This is a genomic window from Parabacteroides massiliensis, from assembly GCF_900155425.1.
GTDB lineage: Bacteria > Bacteroidota > Bacteroidia > Bacteroidales > Tannerellaceae > Parabacteroides > Parabacteroides massiliensis.
In genome coordinates, this window is sequence record NZ_LT700189.1 from 643,201 (window position 1) to 668,561 (window position 25,361).

Sequence of the window (25,361 nt, forward strand, 5' to 3'; positions counted from 1 at the left end):
AAGATATGTTATTGATAGAAATACTGGAGATCATCTTGTTTATATGTTTTTCCGTAAACATATTGTATTTGCTTGTTTTTAGCATTGCTTCCGTGTTTGGAAAACGAGAGAAGAGAGAAGAAAAGGCCGTTTCTTATCGCCGTATCGCCATATTGGTACCGGCCTACAAGGAAGACCGGGTGATCATGGAGTGTGTGGAGTCTTGCTTGCACCAGAATTATCCGCGCGACCGGTATGATGTGATAGTTATTTCCGATCGGATGGAACCGGAAACAAACGAGAAGTTGTCGGCTTTGCCCCTTATTCTGGAGGTTGTGCACTTCGGGAACAGCACGAAAGCAAAGGCGTTGAATTTGGCGATGAGCCATCTGTCGGGCTACGATTTAGCCTTGATTCTGGATGCGGATAACATCATCGCTCCCGATTATCTCAACCAAATCAATGCTGCTCCTTTCACAGAAAATATAGTCGGTTACCAGACACACCGGACGGCTAAAAATAAAAACACGAGCCTTGCTTGCCTCGATGCCGTAAGCGAGGAAATCAATAACAGTATTTTACGGCAAGGACATGTGAACATGGGATTCTCGGCAGCCTTGATCGGTTCGGGAATGGTTTTCGATTTTGAACTGATCAAGAAGGAACTGTCCGGAATCGATGCGGTAGGCGGTTTTGACCGTGCATTGGAACTGACTTTGTTTAAGGCCGGCAAACGTATAGGGTATCTGCCGGATGTTTATGTCCTTGACGAAAAGATACAGAATCATAGAGATTTTATCCGTCAGCGCAGGCGTTGGCTGTCTGCTCAAACCCATTACCTGCAACAGTTTATTGGCGATATGCCCGGAGCGTTGTTGGATAAGAATTGGGACTATTGCGATAAACTGTTTCAGCAAATGAGTATTCCCCGCTTGCTTCTACTGGGTGGAACGTTCATTACAGCTTTGTTTACCTCTTGCATATCTTGGTATGCAGCTTTAAAATGGTGGATATTGTTCGGAGCTTTGGTGGTGGCTTTGTTAATTGCCGTCCCCCGGAGTTTGTATACCGTACGAATGCTGGTAGCCTTTGTGCGGTTACCTGAAATATTTTTTTATATGTTTCTGAATCTATTCCGTTTGCGGGGAGCAAATAAGCAGTTTATCCACACGGAACACCACGGGAAGACATCGTAAGTAAGATAGCGTCATAAATCCGTTCTGAATTCCTGTTGTCGAGTGGTGGCAGGAATTCGTTTATTCTTTTTAAATATGTTTCTTTGACATTGCCGTTCTTTTCCAGAATGTCTTTTATCTGTAGAATCAAATCTTTTTCTTGAATCACAACGGGGCCGAACCCATCGGAATCATATTTGAAATACCCTTCTTGATAATGTTCTGTGTATTCTCTTTGATCGAATTGATAGTAGATAAGCGGTTTTCTCATGTATGCAAAGTCAAAGGCGACGCTTGAGTAGTCCGTTATCAAAATAGAACTTTCTATAAGTAAGGATTGTACGTCAAAATTATTTCGGCCGGCAATCATGATTCGGGGATTGTTGCAAGAAAAGACATTAATATAACTTTGAAATTCATAATGCAGATAAAAGATTAATTGATAATTATGAATATCCAAAAGATTGGCAACTTCTTCACTATTCAGCAGGTGTTGGAATGTTTTATAATAAGAACTGAGCATAAATCTGTTTTGCTCTATGTCAGTAGCTTCAGCCGCAGTATTGTTCGCTGCCAACCATTTTCGCCACGTGGGCATAACCAATATCTGTTTTTTGCATTTTCCCATATTGTCGAATAAAGAATCGAAACGGCTTAAGCCTGTACTGACGACCGTGTTTTCAGGCCAATGCCCCATGGTTTCTATAAAATCTCGTTCACGTGGTGCTGTTGTGATAAATAGATGCGGTCTAAGGTGTTTGGGTTGTTTCTCCTTATCAATCAGGTTGAGATATTTTTGAATGATACCGTGTTGAAGGAAAACGATGGTTTGTTTAGCCGGAACAAACCAACCCAATGATTCGATACAACTATATCCGGTGTAACCATGGAAACAATAAGGGGATGTGACGCCTCGTTCGTGAGTGCTTATACTGCATTCGGCAGCTAAATAATAGAAAATATGCTTATAAGTATTGTAATGGATTACGTTGGCTTTGAACCGGTCTAATTTTTTTTCATCAGGCGAGTCTTTGATGATGACATAGTAAGTGTTAATATCAGGATGTCTTTCTCTCATGTAAAGGAAAAAGGAAAAACCGTTATCACGAGCTTCCGTTGCCCGTTCCATTACCAACCATATCCTTTTCTTGATTAGTTTTCTTTTGAAGAGGTGCAAGATTATGTATCCGACACTCAGTCGCATGAAAGCCTTGATACAGGCAATTCTATATTTGAACCAAATGCGTTTTCTTACTTTTTTTGTTAGATTTAGTATGTTCATGAGGTTTTTAGACAAAACTACATAAAAAATTGATTCAGAATGCAATTCAGGTAAAAATGTATATGGAAAATACTTAAAACGAGGATTTAAATACCTATTTTTGTGAAAATTACATTTATGGAAGTTCATGCTCAAATATCCGTTATAGTCCCGGTATATAATGCCGGTCAGCATTTGGACAGATGCATAAAGAGTATTTTATGTCAGTCGTTCGTTGATTTTGAATTGTTGCTGATAAATGACGGAAGCTCTGACGACAGTGCTTCCATATGCGATAATTATGCATCAGGGGACAATAGGATACGCGTTTTTCATCAAAATAATACGGGAGTAAGCGCTGCGAGGAATCTGGGGCTGAAGGAAATGCGTGGTAAGTATCTTGCATTTGTGGATGCAGATGACTATGTCTCTCCTTACTATTTAGCCGATTTATATGCCGGTTTACGTTTGGATAAGGGAAGCGGCCTTATCATTCAGAGCCTTGTACAGGTAACTCCTGAAGGAGAAGAGCTTTCTAAGAAAAGGGCGGGAAATGCATTTGTCGGGTCTGTGGACTTCGGTATGGCTATTTGTGATTATCGGTTGTATGAACAAGGATATATTGCATCTAAATTGTACGATGTAAAGCTGATCCGGAAATATGAACTTTGCTTTGATGAAAGGATCAAAGTGTTGGAAGATCTTTTTTTCATGTACCAATATATGTTGTATTGCGATTATTTGGTATTGAGCAATACGTCGAACTATAGCTATGTCAGATATCCCACCTCCGGTTGCCGGACTCTTCATCCTTTCGATTCGGTTTATACAGGATTTCGCTTCTATCAGGAATTGGTGGACAGGTTGACTGCTAAATGGGAATTCCCGCAAGAAGAAAAGCGAAAGGGGTTGTATGCTTCTTTGATGTTAGGGTTTGATTGGTCGTTGAAGACTGATTACTGGCAAAAGCATAATATTTCCCGTAAAAAACGGATTTCCCATTTATGTTTGCTTATAAGCGATAATTATAGGATGATGTGTGATTATTACCATCCGGTTTATAAACTTGATAAAATAGGGAAAATTTTCTTGAAGTTCCACCTCTACGGTTTATATGATTGTTATATGATCTTTTTGATAAAAATGAATATAACATCTTTCTTGCATGCACCACGTCCGTAAAACAAAAGATTCAAAAACTTGGTAAAATGTTATATTCGATCATTATCCCCCATAAGAATATTCCGCAGTTGTTACAACGATGTCTGGATTCTATCCCCCGGCGAGAGGATATACAGATTATAGTGATTGATGACAACAGTTCTCCCGAAATAGTGGATTTTGCGCATTTTCCCGGAAGAGAGCGGGATGATGTTGAAATCGTTTTTACCCGAGAGGGCCGGGGAGCAGGCTATGCCCGCAATGAAGGATTGAAACGGGCAAAGGGGAAATGGTTATTGTTTGCGGATACCGACGATTTCTTTTTGCCGGATTTTTTGAAAACACTGGATGTTTATGGTGATACAGACTATGATTTGGTAACTTTCCGTGCCGAAAGTGCCGATTGCGATACATTGAAGCCTGTTCCGTCACGTCAAGGATACTATGGAGTGTATGAAAAAATTACAGAAGATGTGGATGTGGATTATTTGAAATACCGTAACGACGTACCGTGGGCGAAGATGATTTCCGCAAAGTTGGTACAGGAACATTCTATCCGTTTTGACGAAACGCCGGCAGCTAATGATGTGATGTTTTCGGCTTATGTAGACTATTATGCCTGTAAGGCGGCTGCTTGTTCCGCTTCTATTTATTGTGCTACGGTCAGACCTGATTCTTTGCAATATGCTCCTGTGCTAAAAAATCTTTTGGCACGCGTGACTGTCGCATGCCGTCTCAATCGTTTTCTGCGTCGGATAGGGCGTAAGGATAAGTATATATATAGTTATTCTCGTGTGGTACAATGTCGCAAATGTTTTGGCCGTAAAGGTTATCTTAAAGCTTTGTCCGTATGGCTTAGCCATGAGTGCCGTGAGAACATCGGTAAAACATTTTCCGATTTACTGAAAGCCAAGTTCGGACGTTAGCAAAATTTGCCACATAATTAGGTAGATTCTGTATCTTTGACCGGTGTATAATAAGGTACTAAATAATTGATGAAACCTTCAGCAAACATATCATTGATTGCGAAAACAACTGTCATACTATCATGTTTTGCTTTATAAGTCATGAATATTGATGCTTGCGTGAGATGATAGTAACCATGATGGATGTTTTTTTCAACTATCATACCATCATGGATGTAATTGCTTTTTCTTACGAGTCATATAGCTTATTTTCAGCAATATAGTTATATATCTTTATCGAGACCCAGGTGTCGGACACCAGCAGACCCGGGTCTCAATACCCTTCAGATGGGGGTGTAAATGGCCCTGATACGGGCATCTCGAGGAAGAGATATAACGTCTTTTGCGAAAAAAGTAGCGTGTTCCGGGGAAAAACTTATGTGTCCCGAAAAACTTTCCTCCAAATCCGTCTCGATAAAAGCCTCATTCCGTCTGAAAAGATATAGAACAAAGAGATGAAGATCAGTAAAAATAAAGTAGACGAGTAGAAAGCGTAAAGAATCCAGCTCCCGTATCCGTTTGTCGGGTCAAGCAATGGAAAAACAAATAATATACCATCGGCCGCCGACCAGGATAACAAAAGCAATGCCGCATATTTCACGATGTTCTTCCAATAGAGGGAAACAGGCCTTTTGAAACCATGTTTATATAGAAAATAAACTTTCCAAACGCAAACGATAGTCAGCGAACTGGCTATATCGCCCAATAAAACGCCCGGAAGCCCCCATAGGCTGCCACCCGCCAAAGCAACGACAACCGTAATGATCAATGTCACGATCGGAGCCCAGGTGTCATGATACAAACCATAGCCGTTGATGAATTGATCGACCGTACCTCTGTACTGGCTGACAAAAAAGTTAGCCAGGATTATGATCAAAACAGAATGGGGCAAGACATAATCTGCTCCTAACCAAATGGTGATAAACGGATCTATCAGGTGATAGAGGGCGAAAGTGAAAAAACCGGCTATCACAAAACGCAAGGAATTGAGTTCCCAAAACACCTGTTGAATTCTCTTTTGGTCACCTTCTGCTATCAGATGGCCGACTCCGGCTCCTGTACTTCCCAACAGATTATTCACCAGTAAGTTCAGCTTTGTAATCAACAACATGTAGTTGCCATAATAAGCGACTAACTTCAGAGACGTAAAGGCATAAACCAGAAACGGGAGCAATTGTGAACGGCCTGTACCTGCCAAGACGTGTACAAATAGTTGGCGGGATTTTCGTATGATGATCTTATGCTCCTCATATTTTTCTTTCCCGACGGCAACACTGCATTTCAGCCAGGGATAGACTTGGTCGATCTTCCGGTTCAAGACAAGTGAATACAGGAGGCCGAAAATCAGTTCGATCGCTATCCACAAATAATAGCTGCCTGTATAACAGACCAATGCCATCTGCAATAAAGTCTTCACCAGATTTGCTGTCTGCGAGTAGGCCGTAACCACATAGTTCCGTTGGTCCGCCCCTAAAAGGACTTGTCGGTAATTGACGAAGTAGCCGATCAGGGAAGAGGCCAAGAAAGAAAAATAGGCGAAATAGATAACGCCCGGTTCGAACTCCGTATTTTTGAATATAAGCGGGAAGAAAAGAGGCAGTATTCCGCCTGATACCAAAATGGACAAACCGACGTAGCGATACAGGTAACCTAACACGGAGATGATTTCCCGTAGCTTTTCCCGGTCTTTTTCGAATAGAGGCTTGTAAAGAATATATCCCATGGAAGCGCCGATTCCCAAGTTTGCCAGATTTAAGAACCCCAAGAGGTTCTGCAATGTCCCCGTCAGCCCAATGAAGTCGGCTCCCAGTTGCTCCAAGAATATTTTCCGGGAGAAAAAAGAGATGAATAGGGTGATGACATAGAAAAGGACATTCACCTTCGCGTTCAGAAAACTCTTATGCAGGCGGGATTCAGACATGAGTCTCTTTTATGTTATCTTTTAATCCGTGGAAAGAGCCTTTCATGAAAGCGGCCAGCATTTCCTTTTCGTTACGTATGCCATACAAAAGAATATTTTTAGGGATGACGATAAACAATAGATAAGATAAAGCCAACGCCTTAAAGAATGTTTTATAATTGCGTCTTGTGAACAAGATTCTACTACGTGTCAGATAGTATAAGCGAAGCGGAGTACCGCGTTTGATCGTCATGCTTTCTTTATGGAATACGGATACAGCCGGTTCAAACCAGGTTTGGTATCCGGCTCTTTGAAGTTGCAAGCTCCAATCTAATTCTTCATAAAAGAGAAAATATATTTCGGTCATCAGTCCGGCACGTTCCAATACTTTGCGGGATGTGAACATACAGGCTCCATGAATAAAAGCAGTAGGAACCGCCTGGTCGTATTGCCCATGATCAATTTGATTCGTACCGATCTTCCGGTTACTTATCCGGATAGGGTTCATCGGTGTATAACCGGCATACTGGATTATGTCCCGGTGATCCTCGTATTTGATTTTCGGAGAAACAGCCCCGATTGCAGATGAAGATTGCATGCGGTTAACCAATGTTTCGAGAAAAGGCCCGTTTATGACTACATCATTGTTGACGAACAAAATGTATTCTCCAGCGGAATGACCGTATCCAATATTGTTGCCGCCGGCGAATCCTGAATTTTGTCCCGGCCAGATAATAGTCGCATCGGGATAATCGCTTTTCAACTGCAAGGCCTCGTCTTTTGCCGGAGAGTTATCGACGACAATGATTTCATACGGATAAGTTTCATGCTTCCGGATGCTGTCGATCAGTTCGCATGTGTCTTTATATCCGTTGTAATTGATAGTAATGATCGATACCATATCAGAAGGTTTGAAACTGTTCGATAATATCATATATTTTCCGGACGCAATGTTGCCAACTGTGCGTCCGGGCGAAACGAATGCGTTGTTCTTCTTTGTTTTTATCACCGCATTCTTTCAGTGCGGCATCCAAGGCATGAAGATACTCTTCGGTATTCGCCGGCAGGTAGGCATATCCGGCAAAGATATCTCTCATCGTATGGGTGCTGGTTGCCACGATGGTTTTACCCATGGCCAAATACTCATCTATCTTCAGCGGATAGTTCCCGTCTGTAATGTCATTGACGATTTGCGGGTTGATGCAAACGTCGCAGCCGGAAATATAGGCCGGTAATGTTTCCACTCGTTTTTTTCCTAAGAAATACACATTGGGTAACCGGTGGAGAGGATGGTTGCCGAACGTTTCATCTTCCGGTCCAATGAACACGAAATTGTATTGAGGTCGGCCTTGTGCCACCTCCATCAGCAAGTCGCAATCCAAACGCAGGGCGATCACACTGCCCACATACCCGATAATCGGAGAAGGTATCTGTTTCAGGTCTTCGGGAACATCCCAATTTTTCCCGGCATCATACAACTCTAAGTTGACACCGGTCTCGACCGGAAAAGTATTCAGGTTATATCTCTTGAAACGTATGGCAAACTGTGTAGAGTTGGTCAAAACAAGGTCCGACTTTGCCGCCAGCATGGCTTCGAGCCGTGCTCCGTTTTTTATCCAGTACGGTTGCCCGATGATGAAATCCCTGCAATAATAAATAGAAAGAGCCGGTTTGATGTATTCTTTTAGATATTGGCTCCGATAGATGTCGGTGTCGATCAGGTGTACGTAGTCCGTGAATCCGAATTGGACCGCTACCTCACAAATATAATCTGCGATCATTTTGTTGTTTATCCTGTTTACGGTATCGAACAGCCGGGCCGTAGGCAGTCCGCCTACCGGAAAGATACAGAAAGGACAATCTGCCACCCACATCCTTTCATTGATCCGGCGGATGGGAGATACCCGTTTTTTGACTACCTCCATCCTGTGTTTCCATGCAGCATCCTTGTTCCCTCGAAGGCGTGTGGAATAGTCCATCGGGGTATTTATATATAAGACACGATTCGTCTTGGAAATTTCCAAAGCCATGTTTTTGATGGTACTGCCTATTTCGATGTCCCAGGGCTGCAGGCTGGTAATGACAAAGTCGCGATTTTTCATGATGGTATTATTTTGATTTGACAGTTGATTGATATAGTTTTAACAGTTTACGGGCAGTCTGTTCCCATGAAAAACATTTGGCACGTCCGAGCCCATAAGCGGATTGTTTTAGATAATATTCTTTATCCTGTTCCAATAAAAGAAGTTGAACCGCTATTGATTGTTCGTCAGCCGGATCTGTCAGAATAGCGCCTTCGCCTCCGATCTCCGGCATGGATGAAGTGTTGGACGTTATTACCGGGATGCCGCAAGCCATTGCTTCCAGCAAAGGAATGCCGAAGCTTTCCCGTAAAGATGTATAAAGAAAAGCAAAAGCCCCATTATATATAAAAGGCAAATCAGTGTTGGCTATATAACCCGGCAGATGCAGGTAAGGGCGGATATCCTCCAAACCTGTTTCTTTTAGAATTTCATCTACATATTCAGGTTTCAGGTCTGCGATTAAAAGGGGGCGTTTTTCTTTGGATTGTTGCAGGTACAAATGATATGCTTTCAATGTACGGGGCGTATTTTTCTTGGGGTCCGTGTTCCCTAAGAAAAACAAATAGCCGGTTGCCGGTATGTATTTTTGTGTGACAGCTTTTATGTTGTCCAACGGATGAAAATAACTACTGAAACCGTTATGGACAGCCAAAATCCTGTCCTCCGGCAAATGAAGCGTTTCCCGTATCCGGTCGCGTTCGAAATGAGACACGGTGACTATTTTCCTGCATTTAGGCAAAATGCGAGGCACAACAAGACGCCTGTAGTACCATCCCATATTTTGATAAAGAGATTTACTGCTGTCCTGTCTGTCCTCCAAAAAGATAATATCATGAAGAGTCAGGATCAGAGGAACCTGAATATGCAAAGGTGCAGTATTGCTTGTGCAATGAAGCAAATCCGGTTTGCATTTCTTTATCGCACGTGGCAACGCCCATTGTTCCCAGAGTGGATAAGTCGGGCATTTCACTTCGATGATATGTACATTGCCTGTCTCTTCCAGGCAGCGGTCTGTTCCAGGACTTACAAAAATGAAATATTCATTCTCTTTATCTATTTTCTGTAGCTCCCGGATAGTTTCGAGGGCTACGAAATCCATTCCGTGTTTGTTCGGGCGGAAAATGCGTTGTGCTTCTATTGCGATTTTCATTTTGTCGGACTCTATATTTATTTATTTGCCCCTCTCAAACGGAAAAGATTGAGGAACATTAAAATGAACAGGATCGGCAGGCTGATGATAGCTTTGCGGAAACGATTGTCTACCAGATAATCCGGTATAGCTATGAAAAATGAAACGATCAGCATAAATGTGATTCCCCACCATTTAAAAGATAAAGCCCAATCGAACCAAGTTGCCACGATTGACAAAATCACCAGAAAACCGAGTAAGATTATCCGCGGAGGCATCATCCATTGTAAAAGTTTGTCACAATAATCCCAGTTGCCCGAAAAGAAAGCCTTAGGGAGTTTCCATAAGCCGGAAAATAAATTCATGAATTGCATGGCGATCCATCTGCGCCGTTGTTCGTAAAACTGTCCTTTCTTTTCGATTTTTTCATCGTAAGTATAAACATCTTCCAGGAATTCGATATAGATATTCTGTGAAAGCAACATGCTTTCAAGTTGTTTGTCCACTCCGACATGAGCGGCTTTATAAATATACTGTTTAAACCAATCATAGTCAAAAGCCATACCTGAACCTATCAATGCGGAAGAAAAGCCCAGATGGGTATGTCCGGAACGGAAAATGGAATTATTTATTTCTTCGCTGACCGCATCCAAGACAGCTGTACTGGTATTCCTGTTTTTGGCAACCCGGTGCGTTTGGATGGCAAGGCATCCGGAGTAATAGGCATCGTTCAGTTTGTTCAGAAAAGAGGTGTTTACGATATTGTCCGCATCCATGATTACGACCATGTCGTATTTTTCAGTTTTCGTACTCAGATAATCCATGGCAAGACGGAGTGCGTTTGTTTTGGTACTTTGAGCATATCCGGCTTCCAACACCGTAATGGATGGCAATGTTTTCAATGTCTGAACGGTTTTTTCCTGCATACTGTCGGTTATCACGATAACTTCATACATATAAAGCGGATAATCCTGTTCCAAAAAAGAACAGACAGAGTTAACGATAACCGTTTCTCCTTGGTAGACAGGAAAGAGGACGGCAAAGCGGTATTTCTTCCGCGCGGGAGGATATTTGTTTCTTGTTTTTTTTAATGAAGCCAATGAAAAGATGAAGATATACAATACTGCTATCAGAAACAAAAGAAATATGATTGCATCTGCATATTCTATCAGTTTTTCTCCGTTGGAGATCCACCATTTGTTTATTTCATATTCAAAATCCATATTATAATGTATTTATATTGGGTTCTAACTTGGTTTGTCCTGTTAATTCATTGTCATACGATTTTCCTAAAACAAGAAATGTCTGAAATATATACACGATATATCCTGTCGGATACTGCCAGAAAAAGTTATTGCCGTATGCGCTGAGCATAATGCCCCATAGCCCGCAATTCATGGCTATCAGCATGCCTTTCAACTCTCTGTTTCGTATCCGGAACATGATCAAATAGGCACTGTATGCAATGACAAACAATAGAATGGCGATATGCAGGCATAATCCGACTATGCCAAACTGTACCCAAATACTGACATAGTGCGAGTCGGTCGGTATCTCGGTTGTAAAACGACGGGAAAAGCGCCTGCCTTCTCCTCCCGCCAGGCCGACGCCTTCACCGAATGGTTTATGAACCATATATTCGGCAAGTCGTTTTTGATTTTCTTTTCTGACCATGTAGGAGGCATCTTTCTCCGGATGAAAAGCCGTACGCATGCGTCGTATTTGCCGATTTGAATCCAAAAGGCTCGTATGGGCGAAAAAAATATAGATAAACAGCAAACAAATAACTCCTCCTGCTATATGGCGGATATCTTTATTGAGAAGAATAAACATGGCTAATCCTCCGAGAGGCACAATTATAGCACCACGCGTACCGGACATCATCAATGCATAAGCGGCCAATAAAGAGACGAACCTGTAGTAATACCGGAGTTTTTTATTCGAGACATAAAAAGATAGAATCATATAAATGACAGCAGCCATTCCCATATTCGAACCGAAATTCCCGGCATCCGAGAATATGGAAAAGTAGCGGGTCCCGGTGCGCAGAAGATGAGTCCTGTAACTCGTGCTTTTTATCAGCCAGTCGGTTTCTCCCGAATCAAATCCAATGTAGCGTTGCATCAATGCTTTGCCGACAGCTATCAGGGTGAAGACAGACAGCAGGAATAATATTCTTTTGATATCCCTGGTTTTATTCAATAGAAGGGAGGTCAGTAACACTAACAGTGTGAAATTGTAAAAAGAACCACGGGTGAATATCCAGGCTTCTGTCACTGCAGAGGGGTTGAACAACTCAAAAAAGACATAAATCATCCAGGCAAGCGATATGTATAGCAGTTTATTGTTGGCTCTGTTCCAGGGTATTTTACCGCCGCATAAAGCATAAAGAAATATACTGGCCAATAGAAAGACAATGATGATATCCATTATTACACTACTGTTTTGAACATCCACATAACGCAGTATCCCGATAAAAAAGTAGTTCAGCGCAAATAAGGTTATGAATCCCCAATAAGGCTTGTTCAGCACGACAACAACATAGAAAGCGAGAAAAGGCATAATTACGACAACCGCCGCCATCAGCCATGCTTGTTTCAGCAATACATAAGCCAACAGTATAAGTCCTATTACCAATAGAGGATAGGGGCTGAAAGAGGAATTCGTATTTCTTTTTATCCCTTCCATTTTTATGTTTTATTGGCCGTGATCCCGAATTGATTAAGCCGGAATATCAAATTTTTCAGTCCTGAATAGGGAGGTAGTTGACCGGTAAAGTCTTCTACAAATTCTCGTTCCGTACGATTCAACAGCAAATAAAGAGGCTTGTCTTTTATTTGTTTCTTGAAATGTTCCAAAAGCTGTGTATCGCTGGTTGTCCATACCCGGCATGCATCTGCGACTAACAAATTGACTTGTGCTTCCTGCAACAACGCAGAGGGAATAGGATAGTCTCTCAAAGGAGGATATTTGACTATCAGGATATCAGGACTTTCTTGTCCGCGTGGAGGCTCGTAGATACTATGAATACTGTTGGCTTGAGCGTATACCATAGATTGTGAGTTGTAGTCTTTGTCGTAAGATATGAATTTGACACCGAACCCCAAATCTTCCCAATATTCCTGCAAATAAGAAGCTATGAAGTTTTTCCCTTCCTGCTCTTCGAAACTGATCAAATTGATGATTGAAGTACGTCTCGGTTGTAGAAAGACATTTAGTTGATTGCAGCAATAGGCTGCGACAATCCTGTTTGAGGCTTTCGTAAACCCCCGGTATCTCAAATTGATGTGTCCTGTAAATGCAGCCAGGACCGGAAGGCCGGTGAGCCGTTTGGCTCGGTCGGCATCCCGTAGGGTACGGTCCAGTAATTCTATCAGCAGATTGAATCCGATAATGAAGAATATACTGCCAAAAAAGGAGGCTATAACCAGCAACAACCGCTTGCTTTTATCACTGAGGATCGGATACGTCGGTTCGGAAATCAATCTTAATGTCGCAGAGGTGAGTTGTATGTCTTTCTGCTTCATTTTAGCCATGTTCAGAGCATGCAACATTTGCAAATAGGATTGTTCCAGTACTTTGATTTCGCGTTGTTGCCTGTCTATCTGCGTTCCGATAGGCGAATAAATCTTATATTGCTCATTGTAGACTTCTCTTCTCTGATCCAACACGTCCAATTCTGCTTTCGCTTTTGTCTTCACGATCGTTTGCCTGAGCCATTCGTCCACAAGCCCGTTGATCGCAATTCCTTCTTTGCTCTCTTTGTAGCTGTTTATCATGGTTGTCAAAGAGGCAATCTTTTGTTCGGCGTTCTTTAGCTGTTCCTTATGTTCTTGAAGTTCCGTATTTTTAACCTGCATTTCTTCCGAACTGAATGTTTCGATTTCGGTTATTTTGCCGTTGATGGTTGAAATCTCATTCAGAGCCTGGATAAAATCGTCATTGGTTTTTACCAATTTAGTCCGTATATCCATGTATTGTTCCATTTCCAGCACGACTTTGTCCGCACTTTCGTAAGCCCTCCGGGTCGCTTCATATCGGTTTTCAAAATCAGAATATGAATTGGCGATAGCTTTTGTTTGTTCCGAGTAGTTGATTATACTGTTTTCTATACTGTAATTAACCAATTTGTCCTCCAGGCTTGATAGTTTTGTCTGTTGCCTTATGAGTTCTTTTTCGTAATAGGCTACGATATCATTGGTCGTTTTATAGCGTATGTCTTCGTAGGCGGCACGCAATTCGTCATATATGAGTTTGATCGTATTCAGGGTGATGCCGGGGTCTGTCGTTTGGTAAAAAATCTCTATAAGATCACTGTTGCCCAACCTTTTTGCCCCGAGAGACGATAGTTTGTTATAGCTGTAGAACGCTCCGTCGCCATTCAATAAGCCATACAAAAAATTCTCAGGATCGTTTTTCATGTATTTCATGAAATTGTCAATCGTTTTTTCTTCGGAGGTTTTGTCGACCAGTTGTAATAAGTCTTCCGGTATAATTTTGATCAGGCTTTGGTAATTCTTGGTTCTTATATAAACGTTGTCCTGATCGGGATCACCGTGGACGAGATTGATAGCGAGCAATTTGATAGCGATGTTTTTCTGTATGCCTTTTTCTTTAGTCAATTTGACAAGGTTGTCGAACATATTCTCTACAGATTTCCAGTTTGCCGGTTGCTGGTCGCTGTTTAGCCCGGTATCGGAGACAATACCGGTATAAATCGTCGCTTTTACGGTATACGTTTTAGGAATGAAACGGGAGAAATAGATCACTAACCCTGTAACAATGGCAGTGCCGAATATCAGTTGAAATCGAATCCGGTAAAGAAAACGTATTATGTATAATGTGACATTCATTATTCTTCCTGGCTACCTCTGTTGATAATCTTTACATTCGTGAGCATTTCCAACAGGGTGACAGCGTTATGCAAAGCGGCGCGGCCTTCTTGATAGGAGATTACGGCACTTGAACGACGTCCCCTCTCAAGAGAAAGAGTGGTAATATTTATTTTCCCGTTAATAAAATCCTGCTCGGATATTTTCATTTGGGCATTGTAGAGTGCCGCAGCGTCTGACTTGGCCTTTAGTGTCGCCAATTGCTGGAGCACGTTGTTATAGGCTTGCAAAATCATCAATTTTCGTTCCTCTACCGACATTTCATATTGAGATTGCAGTTGAGCATACCGTGCCTTCTTCACATTGTTTTTTTGTTTTCTGCTCACCAAATCGCCGATCGGGATACTGATGGAGGCTCCTGCATTGTATAGATTCTGGTTGTTTCCCACATTGCTGATTATGGGTTCTCCGTCTGTAGAAGAAGTGGAATAGAGGTTATTTCGCCCGTATTGATATGTTCCTTGCAGCCTCAGATAGCTAAGCCACTCCCGTTGGGTGATTTCCCTATCCGCCCTTGCCTCGTCCCGTTTTGCTTCGTATATTTTGACGGAAGGATGCTCATAGACGGATTGGAGAAACACGGAGAGGGGAGGTAGTTGGACGCGTTCGTAATCATCCAACATGGCCTGTATGGAGTCGGGGTCTGACTTGGCACCGACTTCTACGATCGTAGCTTTGTCCGTATAGCTTTTACGTTTTTGCGGCATACAGTATACAGAACTGAATATCAATAAGAAGATAAGTGCTGTTTTCATGTTGTTCTTCCTCCGGATTTAGACATTTTCTTTTTGAATGAAAGCCGTAAAAGTGCGGAAGATGATTTTCATATCCATGCTGAAAGAAAAAGTCCGTGCATATTTTATATCCAATTGTTTACGTTCTTCCGGGGATAGGCTGCCTCCGTTGCCTCGTTTTTCAACCTGCCAAAGGCCGGTCAACCCGGAAGGGGCCATGAAACGTTCGATGTAATTGTCGGAGGTCAATTGTTCCGCCTCGTAAATGGGCAGAGGGCGATTGCCGACGACAGACATGTCTCCTTTTAGGATATTGAACAACTGCGGAAGTTCGTCGATGCTGTATTTCCGCAAAATCCGCCCTACACGAGTGACACGCGGGTCGTTCTCTATTTTAAAGAAGGTATTGGCGCGTTCTATCGATTTGCTTTTTAAATAGTCATGCTCTCTCATGCTAAAGTCATCGGAATATAAAAGAGAGCCTGCCGATTGAGGATCATTTGCCAATGGTTTCTGCTGTACAGCAGAGGCAGAAGGGGCAACCCCTTCTACTTCTATGTTATACTGGTTTTGAGTTTTATATTCAGCCAACCTTTTATCCGCATCGGGATACATGGATCTGAATTTGTAAAAGTCGAATATTTTATAGTTAGTGCCGACCCGCTTGGATTTATAGACGATAGGGCCTTTGCTTTCCAACTCTATAGCAATAACAGTGATTGCCAAAACAGGAGACAAACATAATATAGCCCCTAAGGAGGCTGCAATATCAAAAGTCCGTTTCCAAAAAGGTAGCCGGAAAGAGTACAATCTGTCCGCCTCTTTGTCATTCTTTTCACAGATCGCTTTTTTGCTTAGGAAGTCTTCGGCGATCGCAAGTAAACGAAGCAATTCTTCTTTTGTTATGCTTTCCGTGATAACACAATTGACCCCCGTTCTTATGTATGCGATTTTTTCTTCTTTATCCAGGGAGCTTGCAAATAAGATGATATAGGCGTTTGAATAGAGTTTCCGTAGTTTTAGAATTACATCCAAATCATCCTTGATGTCGTTGTTTTCCAAAAAGACGCAAAAATTGACAGGATTCACATGGACCATGGCCTGGCAAAACTGTGTAAGCGTCGGGCATTCTACGACGTGTTGGTCCAAGGCTCTTTCCAACCTGCCGGGCAATGAAGAGTGATTTCCGAAGAAGATATATTCCATATCCGTTATTTTACAAGTCTTTTAATCCTGATCCTTAACTCTTCGGGATTGAATGGTTTTATTATAAAATCTTCAGCTCCTTCTTCCAGCAGGCGTATTCGTGTAGAACTGCTTTCTTCACTTGATAATACTAAAATCGGGATGTGATTGAAAAGATCATTCCTTTTCAAATAACATACGAATTCTTCACCACCCATTTCCGGCATGTTCAAATCTGAAATTATACCGTCCGGAATATTTCCCTCGTTCATCCATGAAATGGCTTTTATTGGATTTTCCATATACACCACTTTATAGGAACTGGACAAATAGATCATGATGATCTTTGCTATCTCCGGCTTGTCATCAACAATTAGAATAGACTTCATTCTTGGCAATTTTGTGTTACCCTACAATTATTTAACTCTAAAAAAACTCGTTAGACTTCTTCACTTTTCACTTTATCCTGCCCCCCTTTCGGACTTCGGGTAGAGTTTAGATTTTATAAATTCATTGAAATAATATGGTCTTTGTGAAGACGTCGATGCAAAAATAGAGAAAACTTTTGAAGATTAAAGTATATTGTAAATTATTTTTGCGGTAATGATGATTTGTCAGAAGTTTTCCGATTCGTTGTTCCTGTTGTCAAGGTATGGTTCGAGGGGTACAGATTACGCAGACGAGCATAAGTCTGTATAAACCTGCGCTCGTCTGCGTCTTGTTTGTTTTTGGGCATGCTTTCTTTTTATCCTTCAACTTGCACCTTTACAATCACTTTGCGGATATTACCCTGGCCGATACCGGGAGCATGGCCGTCTTCGGGAAAATAAATGGCGAACTGCCCCGGATATATCTTGGTGTAGGCAGTCGGACGGTCGATATAGAAAGCGATGTCTTTTTGTTCGTTATAAGGAGTCGACTCTTCCTGTAGTTCACATCCCGGCTTCCAACCGATTTTTTCCACACCCAACAAAGGCATCTGGATATCGATATATTTTGTGTGTGTTTCGATAGCGGCATCTTTCTTTTCCTTTCCAAAGATACTGACAACGTTTACATACAAGCGAGAGCCTTCCAGTTCATACTTACCATCTTCCACTTTAGAGAAGTCCGTAGATTTCAAATAGTCGAATGCTTTTTTGAATAGAGGATGCAGGCATTCGATTCTTTCTGTGTTGTTCAATGAATCAAGTATCATACGTTTTATTTTTTTAATTCGTTTATTCGTTTGATTACTGGACAAAGGTCGCATATTCGAATGTTAAATAATAGCCCCTTTCTGCAAATAATTCTATTAAAATCAAAGAATATTTATTTGGTTACAATATAACCGAATAAGCTGTATCTTTGTTATACTAATGAGACAAATTTGACATTTTAACGCGATATGAGAGAAACAGAAACAAAGGTATTGCCTGTTCTTGAAATGAGTTGTGCCGTTTGTGCGGCCAATGTGGAGAGTACGGTACAGGCATTGCCCGGTGTGGAGAAGGCGGCCGTGAATTTTGCGGCGGGAACGTTGACGGTCACTTATAGGCCGTCTGTCATCACTTTGGGGGCTATGCAAGCAGCCGTGCAGGCTGCCGGATATGACCTGATAGTAGAAGCGAAAGATCCTGTAGCCATGCAGGAAGAGATGGCCGGAAAACATTACAGGACATTGAGGAGGAATACCATAGGTGCTTGGACGCTGTCCGTTCCGTTGGCTCTTTTGGGGATGGTGTTCATGCATGTGCCGTATGGGAACTGGGTCATGATGATGCTGGCATTGGGCATTATGGTGTTTTTCGGGCGTTCGTTCTATGTGAACGGCGTGCGGCATGCTCTCAAGGGAAAGGCCAATATGGACACATTGGTCGCACTCAGCACTTCGATAGCCTTCCTGTTCAGCCTATTCAATACCCTATGTCCCGGATTTTGGCTGGAAAAGGGGTTGGAGCCGCATGTCTATTATGAGGCTTCAGGTGTGATCATTGCATTCGTCTTGCTGGGTAAACTGATGGAAGAGCGGGCGAAGAACAGCACGTCATCTGCTATAAAAGGACTGATGGGATTGCAGCCCAAAACAGCTCGTTTGGTTACGGACGGGCGAGAAGAGGAAGTTCCTATTTCGGCTCTTCAGGTCGGAAATACAGTCAGTGTGCGGCCGGGTGAAAAGATTCCGGTGGACGGAACGCTTTTGCAAGGAAGCTCTTCGGTGGACGAAAGCATGCTGAGCGGAGAACCGATTCCGGTGGAGAAAAATGCCGGTGACCGGGTGTTGGCCGGAACGATCAACCAGAAGGGAGCCTTCACGATGGAGGCGACAAGTGTCGGGGAGACGACCGTCTTGGCCCAGATCGTGCAGATGGTACAGTCGGCACAGGGAAGCAAGGCTCCCGTTCAGCGGATAGTAGACAAAATAAGCGGAATCTTTGTTCCTGTTGTCGTGTCGCTTTCGTTGGTTACCTTCGTTTGCTGGTTGGTGATAGGGGGAGAGGGCTATTTTTCGTATGCTTTGTTGTCGGCCGTTTCGGTGTTGGTCATTGCTTGCCCGTGTGCGTTGGGATTGGCTACGCCGACAGCTTTGATGGTCGGAATGGGGAAAGGGGCCGAACGGCATATCCTGATCAAGGATGCTTTTGCCCTGGAAAATCTATGCAAGGTCGATACGGTTGTATTGGACAAGACCGGGACATTGACGGAAGGAGTCCCGGTTGTCACGGATTCATACTGGATTTCGGACGATAACGCCCTCTATTTGGATATCCTGTACACGGCGGAACAGAAGTCCGAACATCCGTTGGCCTCCGCAATCATCCGTTGGTTGGAAGATTCCGGAGCAAAGGTGTGTGAGACAGAAAACTTCGAGAGCCTGACAGGACGTGGCGTCCGCATCCAGGTCGAAGGAGCCACCTACTGGGTGGGAAGCCAGGGATTACTCGAAATATTCCGGGCCGATATTCCGGAAAAGGCGCGTAAAGAAATCGGACGGTGGCAGGAAGAGGGGCAAAGTGTTGTCTTCTATGGCCTGGAAAACCGCCTGTTGGCGGTCCTGGCGATTTCGGACCGCATCAAGCCGACTTCGGCAGATGCCGTTAAGGAACTGAAAAAACAGGGAATAGAAGTACACCTTCTGACGGGCGACGGTATCCGGACGGCCGAACAGGTCGCCGCGACATTGGGGATCGATCATTATAAGGCGGGAGTGATGCCGAACGATAAAGAGGAATATATCGTATCTTTGCAACGGAAAGGGAAGAAAGTGGCAATGGTAGGCGACGGCATTAACGACTCGCAGGCGCTTGCACGGGCCGATGTCAGCATTGCGATGGGAAAAGGAACCGATATTGCAATGGATGTGGCTATGGTCACGCTTATCACGTCCGATTTGTTGCTGCTTCCCGATGCGATCCGTTTGTCCAAACAGACAGTCCGCCTGATTTATCAGAACCTGTTCTGGGCCTTCATATATAATGTGATCGGCATTCCGTTGGCTGCGGGCGTTCTGTACCCGATAAACGGACTGCTGTTGAACCCGATGTTAGCGAGTGCCGCAATGGCTTTCAGTTCCGTATCGGTGGTATTGAACAGCTTACGATTAAAATTCATGAAATAACAAAAAAATATGATTTATGAATTGCAATTTCGTAGTAATATCACTATTTTTTTGTACTCATAAATCATAAATCATAAATCATAAATCATAAATCATAAATCATAAATCATAAATCATAAATCATAACAACTATGGCAACAACAAAATTTAAAACAAATGCAAAGTGTGGTGGATGTGTAGCGGCAATCGGTGCAAAGCTCAATACGTTAATGGCTTCGGATGACTGGTCGATCGATCTGGCCGATCCGAACAAGATATTGGAAGTGAAAGTCGATATTGCCCCTGCAACTGTGATTGCAGCCGTAAAAGAGGCCGGGTTCAAGGCCGAACAATTGTAAGCTGATGATTGCCCGGCAACGACAAACATACGGTGAAGAGGTGGCCAATGTCTTGACACATGGCGCCGGGATGCTCTTTGGGATAACCGCCATCGTCATCTTGATGATGGCGGCAATCCGAAGCGGTAATCCTTGGGCGGTCGGCAGTTTTGCCGTTTATGCCGTTTGCATGACACTCTCGTATGTGACTTCTACATTTTACCATGCTTCGACCCGCGCACGGCAGAAAAGGCTTTTGCGCCGTTTCGACCACAGTGCGATTTACCTGCATATTGCGGGAACTTATACGCCTTTTACGCTGGTGGCCCTCCGGCAGGAAGGGTATTGGGGCTGGTCGCTGTTCGCTATCGTATGGCTCGCGGCAGTGGCAGGTGTCTGGCTAAGTTTCCGAAAGATGAAAAAGAAAGATCATCTGAAAACAGTTTGCTACCTGGCGATGGGTTGGGTGGTCGTAATTGCTTTTAAGCCTTTGCTTCAGGTCTTTCGTGAGACCGGTTCGATGGATGTCCTGTACTGGCTGATCGGAGGAGGGCTGTTTTACACGGTGGGATGCTTGTTTTTCTTTTTAGACAAATACAGGTATATGCATTCCGTGTGGCATATCTTCGTGCTGGGAGGCAGCATCTGCCATTTTATCTCGATATACCTGTTGGTATAAAGAAAAAGGAGAAAGCGATTGCCACTTTCTCCTTTTTTTATTCATTACATTCTTCCGGATGCTCTCTTCTATAGCCCACTAAAATCCACTCCGTCGAATATCAACGAAGGCACACGCCAACTGGAGTATTTGCGCGGGTCGTTGCCGACTTCGGCCAAATTGTTCCATAAGGAGATCATGTTGCCTGTTGCGTTCATTTCGGAGATGGGCTGTGTCAGTTTGCCTTTTTCAATCAGGAAACCTTCCACACCGTAGGAAAAGTCACCGGTCGTACTGTTGCTGTTGCCACCGTTGAAACCCGTTACCAGAATACCTTTGTCGACAGACGCGATCAGGCCATCCGTGTCTTTATTGCCCATCTGCATGGTCAGGATAGAAGGGGAGGCGATCGTTTGTTTCATATTCATCTTGTTGGCCGAATAGGTATCGATGAAATAGGTTTTCAGGACACCGTTTTCAAACACCGGCAAACGTTTGGTCGCAACGCCTTCGCCATCGAAATAGCGTGCGCCGGATGCGCCTACCATGTGCGGTTCGTCGATGATCGTCAGGCGGTCACCCAATACTTTCCGGTCGATTTTGTCCAACAGGAAAGAGTTTTTTTGCTGGATGGAAGAACCGTACAGCGCATCGATTACCGGAGAGAGCAGACGGGAGGAATTCATGTTGTCCACAACCATCTGATACTTGCCGGAAGCCACCTTTTTCTGCCCTAATTTGCGCATTACGCGTTCCAGGGCTTTTGTGCCCAGACCTTCCTTAACCAGCGAATCGTAGTAAAGAGAAGAATCGAACCAGTAAGATTCGGGACGGGCGTCTCCTTCGCCTTTGATGCTTACACTAGCAACCAAGCTGAAAGAAGAGCCGGATGCTTCTCCTTCGAAGCCGTTGCTGGCAACCATATATTTGAAATCCTTTTCGTCGCTGTAGGATGAATTGGCTGAGATGATACGGTCGTCTTTCCCCATCATCTCGTTGCATACGTTCATCGCCAGTGCCACTTTGTCGTCCGGCTGGATCGAGTCGAACTTCGGATCGATCAGTTGCAGGTCGGCGCCGCCGCCTTTATAATAGAGAGATGCGTCGGGTAGCGTACGCGCCTTGTCTTCCGCCAGAAAGCGAGTGGAAGCGATACCGTTGCGGATGAAACCTTCCAGTTCCTTTTTGTCCAGGCGGTTTGTCGAGAAGGAACCGAAGCGCCCGTCTACATACAGATGGATCACCAGGCTGTTTTCCGAGGCCTGTTGCAAACGGTCCATTTTCATGTCGCGTATTTCGAAAGAACTGCTCGACCCGTTATAGATGCTTACACGTGAGGCCTGGCAACCGTTTTTCAGGGCAAACTCCATGGCCCACTGAGCCAGCTTTTTATTTTCGTTTGTTATCATGTCTACTAATTTATGATTGATGATTTATGAATTATGATTTCGGATTATAGATTTATGTGTCAGCGGATAAATCATAAATCTGAAATCATAAATCAAATCAATTTTCTCCTCCTACTGTAAGTTTACTAACCAAGGCTGACGGCATACCGCAGGTTACCGGACAGGATTGCCCGTCCTTGCCGCATGTCCAGGTGCCGTTGTCCATTTGGTAATTGTTCCCGACCATCGTGATATCGGCCAACGCACGCGGACCATTCCCGATGATGTTGATGTCCTTGATCGGCTGTGTCAGTTTGCCGTTCTCGATCAGGTAACCGTCTTTCACGAAGAAGGTGAAGTCGCCCGCACCGATCTGTACCTGTCCGTTGGTAAAGCTGGAGGCATAGATGCCTTTCTTCACGGTCGAGATCATTTCTTCTTCCGTCACGTTTCCGGCTTCCATATAAGTGGCACGCATACGCGGGATCGGCATCTGGCGGAATGATTCGCGGCGGCCGTTGCCCGTCGACGGGATACCGTAATATTTGGCACTGATACGGTCGTGCAGGTAGCTGGTCAGGACGCCTTCTTTCACGATGTAGGTCTTCTGCCCGGCAATGCCTTCGTCGTCGATATTGACGGAACCGCGGTTGAAAGGAATCGTACCGTCGTCCACCACGTTGATATGTTCGTTACAAACTTTCTTGTTCAGCTGGTCGGAGAAGATAGACGTGTTCTTGCGATTGAAGTCGGCTTCGAAAGCATGGCCGATTGCTTCGTGCAGCAAGATTCCGGAACCTCCGGCGCCCATTACGACCGGCATTTCGCCTCCTTTAGGCTTGATGGCCTGGAACAGGATGGAGGTTTTCTCCACCGCCTCCTTGGCCACTTCGGCAATGATATCGTCTGTCAGGAATTCCGCTCCCATACGGAAAGCGCGGGATGCATACGAGTTTTCGATCTTCCCGTTTTCCTCCATGATGCAGACCGCACCTAACGTCACCATCGGGCGATAGTCGTAGTACATCTGTCCTTCGGAATTGCAGAACAAGATATGGGAAGTCATGTCTCCCAACGAAGCCATCACCTTGTGTACCCGTTTATCGAGCGCAAAAATCTGGTCGTTCAGTTTCTGGAGATACGGAGTCTTTGCATTTACGGCGAGTTCGTCCCACGGAGTCTGTACGCCGTAATAATTGTTCAGGATCGGTTCTTCCGTCAGGCCTACCGGAGCTTTCCCGGCCGAACCGGTTGCGATACGGGCTGCCGTACGGGCTGCTTTCAGCATCTCGTCGAGAGTCACGTTTTCCACATACGCATAACCGGTCTGGTCGCCGGCCAATACACGCACACCCATACCGAAATCGATATTGGAGGAAGCGCGGTTTACGGCTCCGTCCTGCAATCCGATGTTATTCCGGTAGGAATGTTCAAAGAAAAGATCGGCATAGTCGCCGCCTTTTTCGAGTGCTGCCGTCAGCACTTTCTTCATGTCGCTTTCGCTGACACCGAAATGGTTTTGAGCGAATGAGATACCGGTGGCCTGATCTGTTCCGTTTCCGGTACAACTTCCTAAGAATGAGGGAGCCGCTAATGATCCAAGCATAACCATACCTCCTGTTTTGATAAAATCACGTCTGTTGATTTTCACGTTATATTTGTTGATTTGTAATTTATGATTTATGATTTTTCATTGTGTCAATTGTGCTTCGCCCATTGCATCACATTGGCAGGCGGGCGTTCGGCCAAGAGTTCTTTTTTCATGAAATCCATGTAAGGAGCCACGTGTTTGAAAAACTTCTTGTAACCTTTACATAGGTAGTTCAATCCGGGTTCGCCGTTTGCCGTATGGAGGAAACGGTTTTTGGGACATTCGCCGTTGCAGGCAAAGAGGAACTCGCACTCCTTGCACTGGGTGGGGAGTTTTTCATATTTGTCTGCCCCGAACTTCAGTTGGCGTTGGCTGTACATCATTTCGGTGAGTGTCCGGGTGTGGATGTTGCCCAACTTGTATTCCGGGAATACAAAGTGGTCGCAAGCATATACATCGCCGTTGAACTCCATCACTCCGGCATGTCCGCAAGTACGCGCTAACGTACAGACCCCCGGTTGTTCGCCCACCCAGTTTGCCAGTGTGGAGTCGAAAAGCTGGATATAATAATTCCCGACATCTTCTTTCAGCCATTCGTCGAAGACGGCGCAAAGGAAATCGCCCCATTTTCCGGCGTCGACCGTAAAAGGCGCCAGTTTGATGTTGGCATCCTGTTGTTCGGGCGAGGTGAGCAACGTCCCGTCCTGATGGAATCCGAGACGTTCAACGATCGGAGCGAACTGGATGTAGTGGCAATCTATTTCTTTGAAAAAGCGATAGAATTCCAGCGGATAATCCACATTGTAGTCATTGACGACAGCCATCGCATTGTATTCCACGCCGTGCTTTTTCATCAGCTCGATTCCTTTCATCACTTTATAGAAGGAGGGAAGCCCTTGCCTGTTGCGGCGATATTCGTCATGAAACTCCTGGGGACCGTCTATCGAAACTCCCACAAGGAAGTTGTTCTCCTTGAAGAAACGACACCAGTCATCGTTCAGCAACGTCCCGTTTGTCTGTATGCAGTTGTCGATCTGGCGGCCACGGCCGTACTTGCGTTGCAGCTCCAACGCCTTCCGGTAGAAACTGATCGGGCGCATCAGCGTTTCTCCGCCATGCCAGGTAAAGAGAACCTGCGGCATCGTCTGGCATTCCAGATATTCCTTGATGAATTTTTCCAGCAACTGTTCGCTCATGACATGGTTTTTCACCTCCGGGTAAAGTTTCCCCTTCTCCAGGTAGTAGCAATATTCGCACGCCAGGTTACAAACCGAACCGACGGGTTTCAACATGACATATACGGGTTTCGCGAACGGAGATATATATGGATTGCTCATATTATAA

21 protein-coding genes are annotated in these 25,361 nt (G+C 44.2%); 6 read left to right on the forward strand and 15 right to left on the reverse strand.

Annotated features, from left to right (window positions below; translation table 11 throughout):
* The first annotated feature begins 5 nt into the window (after positions 1–5).
* Positions 6–1,175, forward strand: coding sequence for a glycosyltransferase family 2 protein (locus BQ9893_RS02765; protein WP_075964634.1), 1,170 nt, complete (start codon positions 6–8; stop codon positions 1,173–1,175).
* Here the strand turns inward: BQ9893_RS02765 and BQ9893_RS02770 are convergent.
* Entirely contained in the window at positions 1,141–2,610 is a 1,470-nt protein-coding gene (locus tag BQ9893_RS02770) for a CDP-glycerol glycerophosphotransferase family protein (protein WP_081415355.1), read from the reverse strand. The genes BQ9893_RS02765 and BQ9893_RS02770 overlap by 35 nt on opposite strands.
* Here BQ9893_RS02770 and BQ9893_RS02775 point away from each other — a divergent pair.
* Positions 2,539–3,597, forward strand: a complete 1,059-nt coding sequence (locus BQ9893_RS02775; RefSeq protein WP_139322556.1) for a glycosyltransferase family 2 protein — start codon at positions 2,539–2,541, stop codon at positions 3,595–3,597. The genes BQ9893_RS02770 and BQ9893_RS02775 overlap by 72 nt on opposite strands.
* A 26-nt stretch (positions 3,598–3,623) precedes the next feature.
* The gene (locus BQ9893_RS02780) at positions 3,624–4,502 is read left to right on the forward strand and encodes a glycosyltransferase family A protein (RefSeq protein WP_075964637.1); all 879 of its coding nucleotides are present in this window, start codon (positions 3,624–3,626) and stop codon (positions 4,500–4,502) included.
* Positions 4,503–4,917: 415 nt separating this feature from the next.
* On the opposite strand, the gene BQ9893_RS02790 is transcribed toward BQ9893_RS02780, so the two are convergent.
* The 11 genes from BQ9893_RS02790 to BQ9893_RS02840 all read right to left on the reverse strand — a co-directional run bounded on the left by BQ9893_RS02790 (position 4,918) and on the right by BQ9893_RS02840 (position 17,663).
* Positions 4,918–6,462 carry a lipopolysaccharide biosynthesis protein gene (locus BQ9893_RS02790; RefSeq protein WP_075964639.1) on the reverse strand — a complete coding sequence of 515 codons (1,545 nt, stop codon included), beginning with the start codon at positions 6,460–6,462 and terminating at the stop codon, positions 4,918–4,920.
* Positions 6,455–7,342: a glycosyltransferase family 2 protein gene (locus BQ9893_RS02795; protein WP_075964640.1), complete on the reverse strand. Its 888-nt coding sequence runs from the start codon at positions 7,340–7,342 to the stop codon at positions 6,455–6,457. Before BQ9893_RS02795 ends, BQ9893_RS02790 begins: the two co-directional genes overlap by 8 nt.
* A 1-nt stretch (position 7,343) precedes the next feature.
* A complete protein-coding gene (locus tag BQ9893_RS02800; protein ID WP_075964641.1) occupies positions 7,344–8,543 on the reverse strand; it encodes a glycosyltransferase in 1,200 nt (399 codons plus the stop codon).
* 7 nt (positions 8,544–8,550) lie between these two features.
* Positions 8,551–9,675, reverse strand: coding sequence for a glycosyltransferase family 4 protein (locus BQ9893_RS02805; protein ID WP_075964642.1), 1,125 nt, complete (start codon positions 9,673–9,675; stop codon positions 8,551–8,553).
* Positions 9,676–9,692: 17 nt separating this feature from the next.
* On the reverse strand, positions 9,693–10,877 hold the full coding sequence (locus BQ9893_RS02810; protein ID WP_075964643.1) for a glycosyltransferase family 2 protein: 1,185 nt from the start codon (positions 10,875–10,877) through the stop codon (positions 9,693–9,695).
* Between the two features lies 1 nt (position 10,878).
* Positions 10,879–12,342 carry an O-antigen ligase family protein gene (locus tag BQ9893_RS02815; protein ID WP_075964644.1) on the reverse strand — a complete coding sequence of 488 codons (1,464 nt, stop codon included), beginning with the start codon at positions 12,340–12,342 and terminating at the stop codon, positions 10,879–10,881.
* Between the two features lie 2 nt (positions 12,343–12,344).
* Complete coding sequence (locus tag BQ9893_RS02820; protein WP_075964645.1) at positions 12,345–14,507, reverse strand: GumC family protein; 2,163 nt, start codon at positions 14,505–14,507, stop codon at positions 12,345–12,347.
* A complete protein-coding gene (locus BQ9893_RS02825; RefSeq protein ID WP_075964646.1) occupies positions 14,507–15,301 on the reverse strand; it encodes a TolC family protein in 795 nt (264 codons plus the stop codon). Before BQ9893_RS02825 ends, BQ9893_RS02820 begins: the two co-directional genes overlap by 1 nt.
* Positions 15,302–15,319: 18 nt before the next feature.
* A complete protein-coding gene (locus tag BQ9893_RS02830; RefSeq protein WP_075964647.1) occupies positions 15,320–16,486 on the reverse strand; it encodes a sugar transferase in 1,167 nt (388 codons plus the stop codon).
* Between the two features lie 5 nt (positions 16,487–16,491).
* Entirely contained in the window at positions 16,492–16,854 is a 363-nt protein-coding gene (locus tag BQ9893_RS02835) for a response regulator (protein ID WP_075964648.1), read from the reverse strand.
* Positions 16,855–17,210: 356 nt separating this feature from the next.
* Positions 17,211–17,663 (reverse strand): NanQ anomerase/TabA/YiaL family protein, encoded by a 453-nt coding sequence (locus tag BQ9893_RS02840; RefSeq protein WP_075964649.1) that lies wholly within the window; start codon positions 17,661–17,663, stop codon positions 17,211–17,213.
* 189 nt (positions 17,664–17,852) lie between these two features.
* Here BQ9893_RS02840 and BQ9893_RS02845 point away from each other — a divergent pair, with 189 nt between their 5' ends.
* The 3 genes from BQ9893_RS02845 (at position 17,853) to trhA (ending at position 21,059) form a co-directional block, all read left to right on the forward strand.
* Positions 17,853–20,063: a heavy metal translocating P-type ATPase gene (locus tag BQ9893_RS02845; protein WP_075964650.1), complete on the forward strand. Its 2,211-nt coding sequence runs from the start codon at positions 17,853–17,855 to the stop codon at positions 20,061–20,063.
* Between the two features lie 131 nt (positions 20,064–20,194).
* On the forward strand, positions 20,195–20,401 hold the full coding sequence (locus BQ9893_RS02850; protein WP_075964651.1) for a heavy-metal-associated domain-containing protein: 207 nt from the start codon (positions 20,195–20,197) through the stop codon (positions 20,399–20,401).
* 4 nt (positions 20,402–20,405) lie between these two features.
* Positions 20,406–21,059, forward strand: coding sequence for a PAQR family membrane homeostasis protein TrhA (gene trhA / locus BQ9893_RS02855; protein ID WP_075964652.1), 654 nt, complete (start codon positions 20,406–20,408; stop codon positions 21,057–21,059).
* A 68-nt stretch (positions 21,060–21,127) separates the two neighbouring features.
* Here the strand turns inward: trhA and BQ9893_RS02860 are convergent, their stop codons facing one another.
* The 3 genes from BQ9893_RS02860 to BQ9893_RS02870 form a co-directional block, all read right to left on the reverse strand.
* The gene (locus tag BQ9893_RS02860; protein ID WP_075964653.1) at positions 21,128–22,447 is read right to left on the reverse strand and encodes a TldD/PmbA family protein; all 1,320 of its coding nucleotides are present in this window, start codon (positions 22,445–22,447) and stop codon (positions 21,128–21,130) included.
* A gap of 97 nt (positions 22,448–22,544) precedes the next feature.
* A complete protein-coding gene (locus BQ9893_RS02865; protein WP_081415356.1) occupies positions 22,545–24,077 on the reverse strand; it encodes a TldD/PmbA family protein in 1,533 nt (510 codons plus the stop codon).
* A gap of 47 nt (positions 24,078–24,124) precedes the next feature.
* Positions 24,125–25,354 carry an anaerobic sulfatase-maturation protein gene (locus BQ9893_RS02870; RefSeq protein ID WP_075964654.1) on the reverse strand — a complete coding sequence of 410 codons (1,230 nt, stop codon included), beginning with the start codon at positions 25,352–25,354 and terminating at the stop codon, positions 24,125–24,127.
* Between the last annotated feature and the right edge of the window lie 7 nt (positions 25,355–25,361).

Bases quoted from the DNA above. Each gene is read 5' to 3' on its own strand.
- BQ9893_RS02765 (WP_075964634.1), top strand. From the start codon at position 6: ATGTTATTGATAGAAATACTGGAGATCATCTTGTTTATATGTTTTTCC.
- BQ9893_RS02770 (WP_081415355.1), bottom strand. From the start codon at position 2,610: ATGCTGACCGGCATTATATACCGGGACTATAACGGATATTTGAGCATG.
- BQ9893_RS02780 (WP_075964637.1), top strand. From the start codon at position 3,624: ATGTTATATTCGATCATTATCCCCCATAAGAATATTCCGCAGTTGTTA.
- BQ9893_RS02790 (WP_075964639.1), bottom strand. From the start codon at position 6,462: ATGTCTGAATCCCGCCTGCATAAGAGTTTTCTGAACGCGAAGGTGAAT.
- BQ9893_RS02795 (WP_075964640.1), bottom strand. From the start codon at position 7,342: ATGGTATCGATCATTACTATCAATTACAACGGATATAAAGACACATGC.
- BQ9893_RS02800 (WP_075964641.1), bottom strand. From the start codon at position 8,543: ATGAAAAATCGCGACTTTGTCATTACCAGCCTGCAGCCCTGGGACATC.
- BQ9893_RS02805 (WP_075964642.1), bottom strand. From the start codon at position 9,675: ATGAAAATCGCAATAGAAGCACAACGCATTTTCCGCCCGAACAAACAC.
- BQ9893_RS02810 (WP_075964643.1), bottom strand. From the start codon at position 10,877: ATGGATTTTGAATATGAAATAAACAAATGGTGGATCTCCAACGGAGAA.
- BQ9893_RS02815 (WP_075964644.1), bottom strand. From the start codon at position 12,342: ATGGAAGGGATAAAAAGAAATACGAATTCCTCTTTCAGCCCCTATCCT.
- BQ9893_RS02820 (WP_075964645.1), bottom strand. From the start codon at position 14,507: ATGAATGTCACATTATACATAATACGTTTTCTTTACCGGATTCGATTT.
- BQ9893_RS02825 (WP_075964646.1), bottom strand. From the start codon at position 15,301: ATGAAAACAGCACTTATCTTCTTATTGATATTCAGTTCTGTATACTGT.
- BQ9893_RS02830 (WP_075964647.1), bottom strand. From the start codon at position 16,486: ATGGAATATATCTTCTTCGGAAATCACTCTTCATTGCCCGGCAGGTTG.
- BQ9893_RS02835 (WP_075964648.1), bottom strand. From the start codon at position 16,854: ATGAAGTCTATTCTAATTGTTGATGACAAGCCGGAGATAGCAAAGATC.
- BQ9893_RS02840 (WP_075964649.1), bottom strand. From the start codon at position 17,663: ATGATACTTGATTCATTGAACAACACAGAAAGAATCGAATGCCTGCAT.
- BQ9893_RS02845 (WP_075964650.1), top strand. From the start codon at position 17,853: ATGAGAGAAACAGAAACAAAGGTATTGCCTGTTCTTGAAATGAGTTGT.
- BQ9893_RS02850 (WP_075964651.1), top strand. From the start codon at position 20,195: ATGGCAACAACAAAATTTAAAACAAATGCAAAGTGTGGTGGATGTGTA.
- trhA (WP_075964652.1), top strand. From the start codon at position 20,406: ATGATTGCCCGGCAACGACAAACATACGGTGAAGAGGTGGCCAATGTC.
- BQ9893_RS02860 (WP_075964653.1), bottom strand. From the start codon at position 22,447: ATGATAACAAACGAAAATAAAAAGCTGGCTCAGTGGGCCATGGAGTTT.
- BQ9893_RS02870 (WP_075964654.1), bottom strand. From the start codon at position 25,354: ATGAGCAATCCATATATATCTCCGTTCGCGAAACCCGTATATGTCATG.